The 13,747-nt window shown below is 66.8% G+C and carries 10 protein-coding genes; 9 read left to right on the forward strand and 1 reads right to left on the reverse strand.

What is annotated here, in order from left to right:
- The first annotated feature begins 26 nt into the window (after positions 1 to 26).
- The 9 genes from M6E97_RS13980 (at position 27) to cobA (ending at position 12,589) form a co-directional block, all read left to right on the forward strand.
- Positions 27 to 1,235, forward strand: coding sequence for a CmpA/NrtA family ABC transporter substrate-binding protein (locus M6E97_RS13980; protein WP_003098042.1), 1,209 nt, complete (start codon positions 27 to 29; stop codon positions 1,233 to 1,235).
- A 16-nt stretch (positions 1,236 to 1,251) separates the two neighbouring features.
- Entirely contained in the window at positions 1,252 to 1,830 is a 579-nt protein-coding gene (locus tag M6E97_RS13985; RefSeq protein ID WP_003087868.1) for an ANTAR domain-containing response regulator, read from the forward strand.
- Positions 1,831 to 2,059: 229 nt separating this feature from the next.
- The gene (locus M6E97_RS13990) at positions 2,060 to 2,755 is read left to right on the forward strand and encodes a polysaccharide lyase family 7 protein (protein WP_003087865.1); all 696 of its coding nucleotides are present in this window, start codon (positions 2,060 to 2,062) and stop codon (positions 2,753 to 2,755) included.
- 353 nt (positions 2,756 to 3,108) lie between these two features.
- Positions 3,109 to 4,320 carry an MFS transporter gene (locus M6E97_RS13995; RefSeq protein ID WP_003450070.1) on the forward strand — a complete coding sequence of 404 codons (1,212 nt, stop codon included), beginning with the start codon at positions 3,109 to 3,111 and terminating at the stop codon, positions 4,318 to 4,320.
- Between the two features lie 74 nt (positions 4,321 to 4,394).
- Positions 4,395 to 5,990 (forward strand): bifunctional protein-serine/threonine kinase/phosphatase, encoded by a 1,596-nt coding sequence (locus M6E97_RS14000; protein WP_012614286.1) that lies wholly within the window; start codon positions 4,395 to 4,397, stop codon positions 5,988 to 5,990.
- Positions 5,991 to 6,257: 267 nt separating this feature from the next.
- Positions 6,258 to 8,708 (forward strand): nitrite reductase large subunit NirB, encoded by a 2,451-nt coding sequence (nirB, locus tag M6E97_RS14005; RefSeq protein WP_003098052.1) that lies wholly within the window; start codon positions 6,258 to 6,260, stop codon positions 8,706 to 8,708.
- 52 nt (positions 8,709 to 8,760) lie between these two features.
- Positions 8,761 to 9,087: a nitrite reductase small subunit NirD gene (nirD, locus tag M6E97_RS14010; RefSeq protein WP_003098054.1), complete on the forward strand. Its 327-nt coding sequence runs from the start codon at positions 8,761 to 8,763 to the stop codon at positions 9,085 to 9,087.
- A 26-nt stretch (positions 9,088 to 9,113) separates the two neighbouring features.
- Positions 9,114 to 11,840: a nitrate reductase gene (locus M6E97_RS14015; RefSeq protein ID WP_034005163.1), complete on the forward strand. Its 2,727-nt coding sequence runs from the start codon at positions 9,114 to 9,116 to the stop codon at positions 11,838 to 11,840.
- Between the two features lie 11 nt (positions 11,841 to 11,851).
- Positions 11,852 to 12,589, forward strand: a complete 738-nt coding sequence (gene cobA / locus M6E97_RS14020) for a uroporphyrinogen-III C-methyltransferase (protein ID WP_003087845.1) — start codon at positions 11,852 to 11,854, stop codon at positions 12,587 to 12,589.
- Positions 12,590 to 12,657: 68 nt separating this feature from the next.
- Here cobA and oprF read toward each other — a convergent pair whose 3' ends face one another.
- Positions 12,658 to 13,710, reverse strand: coding sequence for an outer membrane porin OprF (oprF, locus tag M6E97_RS14025; protein WP_003087843.1), 1,053 nt, complete (start codon positions 13,708 to 13,710; stop codon positions 12,658 to 12,660).
- Positions 13,711 to 13,747 lie beyond the last annotated feature (37 nt).

Consider the following 13,747-nt stretch of genomic DNA (forward strand, 5'->3'; position numbering starts at 1 on the left):
GCCGCCCTCCCGCACTCGAGGTGGTGATGACAGACAGAGCGATACGCAGCCAGGCCTGGGCCGGCGGTTCCGACGCACCGGAAAAGAGCGCCCTGGACATCGGTTTCATGGCGCTGACCGATTCTGCCTCGCTGATCGTGGCCGCCACCCAGGGCTTCGCCCAGCCCTACGGCCTCACGCTCAATCTCAGGCGCCAACCGTCCTGGGCCACCTTGCGCGACAAGCTGCTCAGCGGCGAGCTGGATGCCGCGCAGTGCCTGTACGGGCTGGTCTACGGCGTCCAGCTCGGCCTCGGCGGCAGCGCGGCAAGCGAGATGGCGGTGCTCATGGGACTGTGCCAGAACGGCCAGGCGATCAATCTTTCCGAACCGCTGAAGCAGGCTGGCGTGACCAGTGCGGAGGCACTGCTCCGGCATCGGCGCCAGAATGGTGCACGCCTGACCCTGGCGCAGACCTTTCCCACCGGTACCCACGCGCTCTGGCTGAACTACTGGCTGGCGAGCATCGGTCTGCATCCGCTGCACGACGTGCACAGTGTGGTGGTTCCACCGGCGCAGATGGTCGGCCATCTCCAGGCCGGGCGCATCGACGGGTTCTGCGCCGGCGGCCCCTGGGGCGCCCTGGCCGTGGACCAGGGCCAGGGCTTCACCATCGCCACCAGCCAGGCGATCTGGCCGGACCACCCGGAAAAGGTCCTCGGCACTACCCGCGCCTTCGTCGACGCCTACCCGAACACCGCCCGCGCGCTGGTCATGGCGGTCCTCGACGCCAGCCGCTTCATCGAACAGAACGCCGAGAACCGCCTGGGCACCGCGCAACTGATCAGCGGCCGCGACTATGTCGACGCTCCGCTCGGCGCGATCCAGCCGCGCTTCTTCGGCCGCTACCAGGACGGCCTCGGCAACGCCTGGCAGGACCCGCATCCGCTGCGCTTCTACGCCGACGGCGAAGTCAACCGGCCCTGGCTCTCGGATGGCATGTGGTTCATGACCCAGTTCCGCCGCTGGGGCCTGCTGCGCGAAGACCCGGACTACCTGGGCATCGCCCGCAGGGTCCAGCAGACCGCGCTGTACCGCGATGCCGCGACGGCCCTTGGCCTGTGCCTGGACGGCGCCGACATGCGCCGCTCGACACTGATCGACGGGCGCACCTGGGACGGCAGCGACCCCGCCGGCTACGCCCGCAGCTTCCCGATCCACGCCCTGGCCGAAACCGGCCAGGGCATCGACCTCTGACCCTGGTGCGCCCGCCATGCTGCGTATCCTGCTGATCGACGACACGCCGAAGAAAGTCGGACGCCTCAGGGCCGCCCTGCTCGAGAGCGGTTTCGAAGTGGTGGACGAGTCGGGGCTGACCATCGACCTGCCGGCGCGCGTCGAAGCGCTGCGTCCCGACGTGATCCTGATCGACACGGAGTCTCCCGGCCGCGACGTGATGGAGCAGGTCTGCCTGGTCAGCCGCGACCAGCCGCGCCCGATCGTGATGTTCACCGACGAGCACGATCCGGGAGTGATGCGCCGCGCCATCCAGTCCGGGGTCAGCGCCTACATCGTCGAAGGCATCCAGGCCAGCCGCCTGCAACCGATCCTCGACGTGGCCATGGCGCGCTTCGAGAGCGACCAGGCGCTGCGCGCTCAACTGCAGGCGCGCGAGGCGCAGCTGGCCGAGCGCAAGCGCATCGAGTTGGCCAAGGGCCTGCTGATGAAGATGAAGCATTGCGGCGAGGAGGAGGCCTACACGCTGATGCGGCGCCAGGCCATGAGCCGCCAGCAGAAGCTGATCCAAGTCGCCGAGCAGATCATCGCCATGCACGACATGCTCGGCGGCTGAATCCGGCTGGGCAGCTGGCGATCATATCGCCAGCCACCCTGCTGGCCCCCGGCGCAGAGCGGCGCGGCTATGCTCGTGCGCCCGGAACGGCCCTATCCGTTCTGGGAGCTACCCCCTCGCCACCCTCGACTAGCATGACCAGGGAGGCCCGCAGTGGACGCCCAGGGCTAGGAGCCGCAGGCGTCCGCCCGAACCGCACCGCCGACTCAGCGGTCAGGAGATGCTCAGCATGATCGATCTCAGCACCTGGAACCTTACCATTCCCACCGAACCCACCCCGCAGGTGATCACCACCCAGCAACTCAACAACGGCTACCAGAGCCGGTACTTCCAGCAAGGCAACGATGGCGGCCTGGTCTTCTGGGTGCCCATCGACGGCTCGCACACCGAGGACAGCACCTATCCCCGCACCGAACTGCGCGAAACCCAGGCCGACGGCAGCCTCGACAACTGGTACTACTGGCAGGCCGACAACGAATTGCGGGTGACCATGAGCGTCGAGAAGGTCCCCTCGAAGAACAAGGTGATCATCGGCCAGATCCACAGCAAGTCGCCACAGACCGACGACGGCGAACCTCTGGTGAAGCTGCAGTACTACTACAAGCCCGAGGAAGGCCTCGGCCGGGTCGAGGCGCTGGTACGCAACCACCCGGACGATTCCTATAGCCGCAACGTGTCGATCCTCGAGCAGGTACGCCTGGGCGAGCGTTTCAACTACAGCCTGCGCGTCACCTCCAGCGGCGAGTTGGCGGTGCGCGCACGCAGCCAGGACGGTGAAGAGGACGCTTACTACCAGACCCTCGGCAGCGCCTGGAACGACCAGTTGCTCTATTTCAAGGCCGGCGCCTACGTGAACGACAACGCCGGCGACAGCGGCGAAGGCAGCCGCGTGACCATCTACCACCTGAACACCGCCCATCGCTGAACCGCCGACGGCGCACGGACGCGCCGCCCCAGCCCTGTGCAAGCCCCCGACGCCTGCCACCGCGGCGTGCACGCCCGACGCCATGGTTGTCCCTGCAACCGCTCTACGCCGCGCTTTCGACAACTTGGCAAAGAGCTTGCTACGTCCTGCCTGACGGTAGCCAACGGCGGTTACCCATCCCCGACAAAGACGTCGCGCGGCCTCTCCTTCCCGGCAGAGGCCCGTGGCGTCTTCGTCGTTTCGCCCCAGCGTCGGGGCGGGTGGGTGGTCCGCTGTCGGACGCTCACCTTGTAGCGATGCAACTTCCGCCGGGCGGCCGTTCCGCCCCGATTCCGCTGGATACGAGGTGTTCGATGAACAACAGCTTCTGGAAGGCCGGCCATGCGCCGACCCTGTTCGCGGCGTTTCTCTATTTCGACCTGAGCTTCATGGTCTGGTACGTGCTCGGCCCGCTGGGGGTGCAGATTGCCGGCGACCTGCAACTGAGCACCCAGCAGCGCGCGATGATGGTCGCCACGCCGATCCTCGCCGGCGCCGTACTGCGCTTCCTGCTCGGCCTGCTGGCCGATCGCTGGTCGCCGAAGAGCGCCGGCATCCTCGCCCAGGTCATCGTCATCGCCGCCCTCGCGGCCGCCTGGCTGCTGGGCGTGAACAGCTATGCGCAGGCACTGCTGCTGGGGTTGTTCCTCGGCTTCGCCGGGGCATCCTTCGCCGTGGCCCTGCCGCTCGCATCGCAATGGTACCCGCCGCAACACCAGGGCAAGGCCATGGGCATCGCCGGCGCGGGCAACTCCGGCACCGTGCTCGCCGCCCTCTTCGCCCCCGGCCTGGCCGCCGCGTTCGGCTGGAACAACGTGTTCGGCTTCGCCCTGCTGCCGCTCGTCCTGACCCTCCTGGTGTTCGCCATGGTCGCGCGCAACGCCCCGCAGCGGCCGGCGCCCAAGGCCATGGGCGATTACCTGAAAGCCCTCGGCGACCGCGACAGCTGGTGGTTCATGTTCTTCTACAGCGTCACCTTCGGCGGCTTCCTCGGCCTGGCCAGCACCCTGCCCGGCTATTTCCACGACCAGTACGGCCTGAACCCGGTGACCGCCGGCTACTACACCGCCGCCTGCGTCTTCGCCGGCAGCCTGATGCGCCCGCTCGGTGGCGCCCTCGCCGATCGCATCGGCGGCATCCGCAGCCTGCTGATGGTGTACACCCTGGCCGCCATCTGCATCGCCGCGGTCGGTTTCCACTTGTCCAGCGCGATGGCCGCCCTCGGCCTGTTCGTGGTCGCCATGCTCAGTCTCGGTGCCGGCAATGGCGCGGTGTTCCAGTTGGTACCGCAGCGCTTCCACAAGGAAATCGGCGTGATGACCGGGCTGATCGGCATGGCCGGCGGCATCGGCGGCTTCTGCCTGACTGCCGGCCTCGGCGCGATCAAGCAAAGCACCGGCGACTACCAGCTCGGCCTGTGGCTGTTCGCCAGTCTCGGCGTGCTGGCCTGGTTCGGCCTCCACGGGGTGAAGCGGCGCTGGCGCACCACCTGGGGCTCGGCCGCGGTTACCGCCGCGCGGGTCTGAGCGTGGGGCTGCGACTGAGCATCGGCGAGGCCAGCGCCTGCGGGCCTCGCACGGAAAACCAGGACGCGCTGCGGGTGGTCACCCCGGCGCCGGCCCTGGCCGCCAGCAAGGGACACCTGCTGGCCATCGCCGACGGTGTCAGCCAGTGCGCCGATGGCGGCCTGGCGGCGCGCAGCAGCCTGCAAGCGCTGGCCCTGGATTACTATGCGACTCCGGAAACCTGGGCCATCGTGCAGTCCCTGGACCGCCTGCTGCTGGCGCAGAACCGCTGGCTACAGGCCAACGGCGGCGGCCAGCCGCTGCTCACCACCCTCACCGCCCTGGTGCTGCGCGGCACCCGCTACACCCTGGCCCACGTCGGCGATTGCCGGGCCTACCTGTGGCGCGACGGCGAGTTGCTCCGGCAGACCAGCGACCACGTCTGGGAACAGCCGCACATGCAACACGTGCTGACCCGCGCCCTGGGACTGGACCAGCATCTGGTGGTCGACTATCTGGAAGGCGATCTGGAGCCCGGCAGCCAGTGGCTACTGGTCAGCGACGGCGTCTGGGCGACGCTGGGCGACAGCGGCATCCGCAGCATCCTGCGCAACGCCGAAGAGCCGCAGCGCAGCGCCGAGGCTCTGGTTCGCGCCGCCCACCTGGCAGGCAGCCAGGACAACGCCAGCGCCCTGCTGGTGCGCGTGGAAGCCGTGCCCGCAGGCAGCCTCGGCGACGCCCTCGCGCAACTGGGCCACTGGCCACTGCCGCCACCGCTGAAGCCCGACCAGCTCTTCGAAGGCTGGCGGGTCCGGCAGTTGCTCGGCGAATCCCGCCAGTCCCTGCTCTACCGGGTCGAGGATGGCCAGGGCCAACCCTGGCTGCTGAAGACCCTTCCCGCCGCACGTGCCGACGATCCGCTGGCAACCCAGGCCCTGCTGCTCGAGGAATGGTTCCTTCGCCGCGTCCAGGGCCGGCATTTCCCCGAGCTGCACGGATTGGCGCAACGCCAGCATCTGTATTACCTGATGCGCGAGCACCCCGGAGAGACTCTCGCCGAGCGCTTGCGCAACCATGGCCCGCTGTCGCTGCCGGAGTGGCTGGGGCTGGCCAACCAGCTGCTGCGCGGGCTTGGCCAGTTGCATCGACGCAACCTGCTGCACCGCGACCTCAAGCCGGAAAATCTCCACCTCGGCCGCGACGGCGAGCTGCGCCTGCTGGATTTCGGCCTGGCCTGGTGTCCGGGATTGTCGCGCGAAGACCCCCATCTGCTACCGGGTACGCCCAGCTACCTGGCGCCGGAGTGCTTCTCCGGCACCTCGCCCTCGGTGCGCCAGGATCTCTACGCCACCGGCGTCTGCCTCTACCAGGCGCTGACCGGGCGCTATCCCTATGGCGAGATCGAAGCCTTCCAGCACCCGCGCTTCGGTCGCCCCGTCCCGCCCAGCCGCTATCGCCCCGACCTGCCGGCCTGGATCGACGACCTGCTGCTGCGCGCCGTCGCCTGCGACCCCGCACAGCGCTTCGAGACCGCCGAGGAATGGCTGCTCTCGCTGCAACAGGGAGAAGCGTTGCCGGTCGCGGCGCCCCGCCCATTGCTGGAGCGCGAACCGCTGCAGACCTGGCGCGCCATCGCCCTGCTGTCCCTGGCCGCCAACCTGGCGCTACTCCTGGTCTGGCTGAAGGGCTGAGAGGCACCAGCCCGGTGCGATACGCCCCGGCACGGAGCAGAAAGACCGCGGTGAGGCCCCGCGTTATCCCTGCAAGGCCATGGAGATAGGCAATAGCGCAAGTTGGCACGGCGCCTGCTTGGGTTCTCCCGACAATCGACAACAAAGCGCCTGCCTCAACGACGAGGCGGCGTTTCCCGACCGAACGGGACCTGGACAAAGGCGTCCTGCTGGCAACAGCGGGACGCCTTTTTTGTTTGCGCCAACCTTATGCAGGAGCTACTCCGCATGAAGAAGATCAAGCTGGTGATGGTCGGCAACGGCATGGCCGGGGTCCGTACCCTGGAAGAACTGCTCAAGCTCAACTCGGACTTCTACGACATCACGGTGTTCGGCGCCGAGCCCCATCCCAACTACAACCGCATCCTGCTGTCCCCGGTACTGGCCGGCGAGCAGACCTTCGAGGAAATCGTCCTCAACGACCTCAACTGGTATGCGGAAAACGGCATCAAGCTCCTCCTCGACCGCAAGGTGGTGCAGATCGACCGGGTCCGCCGCAGGGTGGTCGCCGCGGACGGCAGCGAGGCCGAGTACGACCGCCTGCTGCTGGCCACCGGCTCGGTCCCCTTCATCCTGCCGATACCCGGCAATCGCCTGCAGGGCGTGATCGGCTACCGCGACATCGCCGACACCCAGGCCATGATCGACTGCGCCCGGACCCACAGCCACGCGGTGGTGATCGGCGGCGGCTTGCTCGGCCTGGAGGCGGCCAACGGCCTCAAGCAACGCGGCATGGACGTGACCGTCGTGCACCTCTCCGACTGGCTGCTGGAACGCCAACTGGACCGCACCGCCGGCAAACTCCTGCAAGGCGCGCTGGAAGCCCGCGGCATCCGCTTCCGCCTGAACACCCAGACCCAGGAACTGATGGACAACGGCAGCGGCCGGGTCTGTGCCGTGCAGTTCAACGACGGCGACGTGATTCCCGCCGACCTGGTGGTAATGGCCGCCGGCATCCGCCCCAATACCGAGCTGGCCGAAAGCGCGGGCATCCCCTGCAACCGCGGCATCCTGGTCAACGACACCCTGCAGACCTACGACCCACGCATCTATGCGGTCGGCGAATGCGCCAACCACCGTGGCATCGCCTACGGCCTGGTTGCGCCGCTGTTCGAGCAGGCCAAGGTCTGCGCCAACCACCTGGCTCATCTCGGTTACGCCCGCTACCAGGGCTCGGTGACCTCGACCAAGCTCAAGGTGACCGGTATCGACCTGTTCTCCGCCGGCGACTTCATCGGCGGCGAAGGCAGCGAGACCATCACCCTTTCCGACCCCATCGGCGGCGTCTACAAGAAGCTGGTGATCAAGGACGATGTACTGGTCGGCGCCTGTCTCTACGGCGACACCGCCGACGGCGGCTGGTACTTCCGGCAGATCCGCGAGAACCACAACGTCGCGCAGATCCGCGACCACCTGATGTTCGGCGAGAACGCCCTCGGCGATGTCGGCCACCAGGGCCAGAACAGCGCCGCGAGCATGCCCGACACGGCCGAAGTATGCGGCTGCAACGGCGTCTGCAAGGGCACCATCGTCAAGGCCATACAAGAACACGGCCTGTTCAGCGTCGACGAAGTCAAGAAACACACCAAGGCCGCCAGCTCCTGTGGCTCCTGCGCGGGATTGGTGGAACAGATCCTGATCAGCACCGTCGGCGGCGCCGCCGACGTCAAGCCGAAGAGCGAGAAGGCCATCTGCGGCTGCAGCGACCTCAACCACGGGCAGATCCGCAAGGCCATTCGCGAACACCGGCTGACCAGTCTCGACGCCGCCATGCGCTTCATGGACTGGAAGACCCCGAACGGCTGTGCCACCTGCCGCCCGGCCCTGAACTACTACCTGATCTCAACCTGGCCGGGAGAAGCCAAGGACGATCCGCAGTCGCGCCTGATCAACGAACGCGCCCACGCCAACATCCAGAAGGACGGCACCTACTCGGTGGTACCGCGGATGTGGGGCGGCGTGACCAACGCCGCCGAGTTGCGGCGCATCGCCGACGTCGCCGACAAGTACCAGGTGCCGATGGTCAAGGTCACCGGCGGCCAGCGCATCGACCTACTGGGGGTGAAGAAGGACGATCTGCCGGCCATCTGGAAAGACCTCGACATGCCCTCCGGACATGCCTACGGCAAATCCATCCGCACCGTGAAGACCTGCGTCGGCAGCGAGTTCTGCCGCTTCGGCACGCAAAACTCGACGCAGCTGGGCATCGATCTGGAACACGACCTGTTCAACATGTGGTCGCCGCACAAGGTCAAGCTGGCGGTCTCCGGCTGCCCGCGCAATTGCGCCGAGGCCGGGATCAAGGACGTCGGCATCATCGGCGTGGACTCCGGTTGGGAGATGTACATCGGCGGCAACGGCGGGATCAAGACCGAGGTCGCGGAGTTCTTCGTCAAGCTCAAGACCGCCGAAGAAGTGCGCGAATACAACGGCGCCTTCCTCCAGCTCTACCGCGAGGAAGCCTTCTACCTGGAGCGCACGGTGCATTACCTGCAGCGGGTCGGCATGGAGCACATCCGCAAGGCGGTGGTCGAGGACGCGGAAAACCGCAAGGCGCTCAACGACCGCCTGCAATTCGCCCTCTCCTTCGAGCAGGACCCATGGAAGCAGCGCATCGAACAGCCGCAATTGAAGAAGGAGTTCGAACGGATTCCGCTCAAGCAACTGGAAAACGTCTGAATCCCTTGTCCGGGCCGTCCCACGGCGGCCCTCCCCCTACCGGAGTGAACCGATGAACTGGCTGGATATCTGCGCCCTCGATGAAATCAACCCGCTGGGCTCGCGCGTGGTCGCCGGCCCGAAAGGCGACATCGCCATCTTCCGCGCCGCCGACGACCAGGTCTTCGCCCTCGATGACCGCTGCCCGCACAAGGGCGGCCCGCTGTCCCAGGGCCTGATCTACGGCAAGCGAGTGGCCTGTCCGTTGCACAACTGGCAGATCGAACTGGAGAGCGGCGAAGCCGTGGCCCCGGACCAGGGCTGCGCCCATCGCCACCCGGTGCGGGTGGAGAACGGACGGGTGCTGCTCGGCCTGGACAGCGTGGCGCTGTGCGCCTGATCTCTCGCCGATAACAGGAGCCGAGCATGTCGACAGATTCCCCGCTGCGCACCACCGCTTCGACCTGCTGCTACTGCGGCGTGGGTTGTGGCGTCCTGATCGAACACGACGGCGAACGCATCCTCGGCGTGCAAGGCGACCCGCGGCACCCGGCCAACTTCGGCAGACTCTGCAGCAAAGGCGCCAGCCTGCACCTGACCGGCGACCTCCAGGCCCGCGCGCTGTACCCCCAACTGCGCCTCGGCAAGCAAATGGCGCGGGCTCGCAGCGACTGGGAGAGTGCCCTGGAACATGCCGCCGGGCGTTTCGCCGAGACCATTCGCGAACACGGGCCGGACAGCGTGGCCTTCTATATCTCCGGCCAGTTGCTGACCGAGGACTACTACGCCTTCAACAAGCTGGCGCGGGCCCTGGTCGGCACCAACAACATCGACAGCAATTCGCGCCTGTGCATGTCCTCGGCGGTGGTCGGCTACAAGCGCAGCCTGGGCGCCGACGCACCGCCCTGCAGCTACGAAGACCTCGACTGCGCCGATTGCGTGCTGATCGCCGGCAGCAACATGGCCTTCGCCCACCCGGTCCTGTTCCGTCGCCTGGAAGCCGCCAAGGCCGCTCGGCCGGAGATGCGCATCGTGGTGATCGACCCGCGGCGCACCGACACCTGCGAGCTGGCCGACCTGCACCTGGCGCTGCTGCCCGGCACCGACGTCGCACTGTTCCACGGCATCCTGCATATCCTGCTCTGGGAGGACTGGATCGACCGTTCGTTCATCGCCGAGCATACCGAAGGTTTCGCCGACCTGAAGGAACTGGTGCGCGACTACACCCCGGCCGCCGTCGCCGACATCTGCGGCATCGACCGCGCCGACCTGCAGCGCTGCGCCGAATGGATCGGCCGTTCGCCGCGCTTCCTTTCGCTCTGGTGCATGGGGCTCAACCAGTCCAGCGCCGGCAGCGCCAAGAACAGCGCACTGATCAACCTGCACCTGGCCACCGGCAAGATCGGCCGCGCCGGATGCGGGCCGTTTTCCCTCACTGGCCAGCCGAACGCCATGGGCGGTCGCGAGACCGGCAGCCTGGCCAACCTGCTACCCGGCCACCGCGAAGCCGCCGATCCCGGCCATCGCGCCGAGGTGGCGCACTACTGGGGCGTGGAACAGTTGCCCACGTCCCCCGGCCTCAGCGCCATCGAGCTGTTCGATGCGGTCCACGACGGCCGGATCAAGGCGCTCTGGATCGCCTGTACCAACCCCGCGCAATCGCTGCCGGACCAGCGCAAGATCCACGAGGCCCTTGCCCGCTGTCCCTTCGTGGTGGTCCAGGAAGCCTTCGCCGGCACGGAAACCTGCCAATACGCCGACCTTTTGCTTCCAGCCGCATCCTGGGGAGAAAAGGAAGGCTCCGTGACCAATTCGGAACGGCGGGTCAGTCATGTCCGTCGGGCCGTTCCGCCCCCCGGGGAAGCACGCCAGGACTGGAACATCGTCTGCGACTTCGCGCGCCGCCTGGAAGGGCACCTGCGGCCCGCTAAACCCGGCCTGTTCGCCTTTGCCGACAGCCGCAGCCTGTTCGACGAATACAAGCTGCTTACCGCCGGCCGCGACCTCGATCTTTCCGGCCTCAGCTACGCACTGCTCGACCGCCTGGGGCCGCAGCAATGGCCATTTCCCACTGGCGCGGAGCAAGGCACCGCACGGCTCTATGCAGACGGCCGCTTCCCTACCGCCTCGGGACGCGCGCAACTGGTCGCCGAACCCTACCGCGCCGCCCAGGAAAAACGTGACGCGCGCTACCCGCTGACCCTCAATACCGGACGCTTGCGCGACCAGTGGCACGGCATGAGCCGGACCGGCACCTGCGCACGCCTGTTCGGCCATGAAGAGGAGGCCCTGGTGCACCTGCATCCCGAGGAACTGCGCCGCCGCCAACTGCAGGACGGGCAGCTCGTGCGCCTGAAGAGCCGGCGTGGCGCCCTGATCCTGCCAGTGAGTGCAGACGACTCGGTGCGCCCCGGCCAGGCCTTCCTGCCGATGCACTGGGGCGATCGCTTCCTCAAGGGCCTGGGCTGCAATGTCCTGACCCTGCCGGCGTTCGACCCCCTGTCGAAACAACCCGAACTCAAGCACGCCGGGGTTCAGGTCGAATCCGTCGAACTGCCCTGGCGCCTGTTCGCGCTGGTGGAAACCGATATCCAGGCGCGTTTCGAGGCCCTCCGTGCGCTGTGCGAAGTCTTCGACCACGCCAGCTTCAGTCTCGCCGGACGCGAGCGCCCCGCCCTGCTGGTCAGCGCCGCACACCATGAGGCACCTGGCGCAGACCTGCTGGAGCGGATAGATCGCCAACTCGAATTGCTCGACGGGCCGATCCTCGCCTACGACGACCCACGGCGCGCCATCGGCAAGCGCGTGCGCCTCGAAGACGGGCGCATCGTCGCCGTCCGGCTCGCCGGCGAAACCCTCGCCCGCGACTGGTTGAAAGAACTCTGGCTTACCGGCCGGGCCGATAGCGAGCTACGCCGCTGGCTGCTCGCGCCACTCGGCGCGGCACCGGGACGCCCCAGCCAGGGTGCGGGCGGCAAGACCCTGTGCAGTTGCCAGAACGTCAGCCAGCAAACGGTGCTCGGCGGCATCGCCCGCGGATTGGACCTGGACGGATTGAAGCGCGAGTTCGGCTGCGGCACCGGCTGCGGCTCCTGCGTACCGGAAATCAAGAGACTGCTGGCGGCCCCCCGGCCCATGGCGGCGAATGCCTGAGGAGAACGACGATGAGCGGTAAGGTCTGGCTGGTGGGTGCGGGTCCCGGCGATCCGGAACTGTTGACCCTGAAGGCAGTTCGCGCCCTGCAGGACGCGGATGTGGTGATGGTCGACGATCTGGTCAACCCGAGCATACTGGAGCACTGTCCGTCCGCCCGGCTGGTCCGAGTCGGCAAACGCGGCGGCTGCCGCTCCACACCGCAGGACTTCATCCAGCGCCTGATGCTGCGGCATGCCCGCCAGGGACGCAGCGTGGTGCGCCTGAAAGGCGGCGATCCATGCATCTTCGGCCGCGCCGGCGAAGAAGCCGAATGGCTGGCCCGGCACGGGATAGACAGCGAGATAGTGAACGGCATCACCGCCGGGCTGGCTGGCGCCACTGCCTGCGGCATACCGCTTACCTACCGCGGCATCAGCCGCGGCGTGACCCTGGTGACCGCGCATACCCAGGACGACAGCCCGCTGGCCTGGGAAGCCCTGGCACGCAGCGGTACCACGCTGGTGGTCTACATGGGCGTCGCCCGACTCGCGGAGATCCAGGCCGGGCTGCTGGCTGGAGGCATGGCCGAGGATACGCCGCTGGCGATGATCGAGAACGCCACCTTGGGCAACCAGCGCGAATGCCGCAGCAACCTCGGCGAGCTACTGCGGGACGCCGGACGTTTCGCCTTGAAAAGCCCGGCGATCCTGGTGATCGGCGAAGTAACCCGCGACATCGTGTCGCAACCGATTTCCCTGAGCGCCTGACGAGCGGTCTTTTTCCAGGCAAAGAAAAACCCGGCCTGAGCCGGGTTTTTCCTTAGAGGCTCAGCCGATTACTTGGCTTCAGCTTCTACTTCGGCTTCAACGCGACGGTTGATAGCGCGGCCTTCAGCGGTGGCGTTGTCGGCAACCGGGCGGGACTCGCCGTAACCAACAGCGTTCACGCGACCACCTTCTACACCGTACTCGTTGACCAGTACGTCACGAACGGCGTTGGCACGACGCTCGGACAGCTTCTGGTTGTAAGCGTCGGTGCCGACGGAGTCGGTGTGACCTTCAACGGTGGTGGAAGTGGACGGGTACTGCTTCATGAAGTCAGCCAGGTTCTTGATGTCAGCGTAGCTGTTCTCTTTGACCTTGGACTTGTCGAAGTCGAACTTCACGTCCAGCTGTACGCGTACGACTTCGGCGACAGCCGGGCAGCCGTTGGCGTCAACGGTGACGTTGGCCGGGGTATCCGGGCACTTGTCGACGTTGTCGCAAACGCCGTCGTTGTCGGAGTCGGAGCAAACGTCGGCAACCGGTTCCGGAGCCGGAGCGGCTTTCGAACCACCGAAGTTGAAGCCGACGCCCAGGCCAGCCATCCACTCGCCCTGGTGACCGTTGTCACGCTTCTCCAGACCGTACTGGCCGTCGAGGCTGGCCTTGGCGAAGAAGTTCTCGGTGAAGTAGTACTTCAGACCAGCGCCGATGTTGGCCATGGTCATCTGCTGACGGCCTTGGCTGTCGCTGTTGATGTTGGTGATGTTCTGGTGAGCCAGACCAGCCGACACGTACGGACGCAGACCTACGCCCGGGGTACCGAAGTGGTAGATGGCGTCCAGCGAGGTCAGGTTGCCGTGGACCTTCTTGTTGCCGGTTTCGTAGGTGCCACGAACGTCATGGTACTCACCGTAGGACAGCGCCAGCTCGACGTCGTCGGTCAGGAAGTAACCGATCGAGCCGCCGTACAGGTCCGCGTTCTTCATGTTGCGAACGCTGTCGGTGAAGTAGCGCTTGCCGAAGGCTTCGATCTCTACCGAGTTCTGGCCCTGGGCAAAGGCGTTCATTGCCGAAGCGGCAACCAGCGAGCCGATGACAACGCCTAAGGTGTTCTTCAGTTTCATCCGTTAAATCCCCATCTTGATGGTCAGTTAGTTGTCC

This window comes from Pseudomonas sp. B111 (genome assembly GCF_026428275.1).
GTDB lineage: Bacteria > Pseudomonadota > Gammaproteobacteria > Pseudomonadales > Pseudomonadaceae > Pseudomonas > Pseudomonas aeruginosa.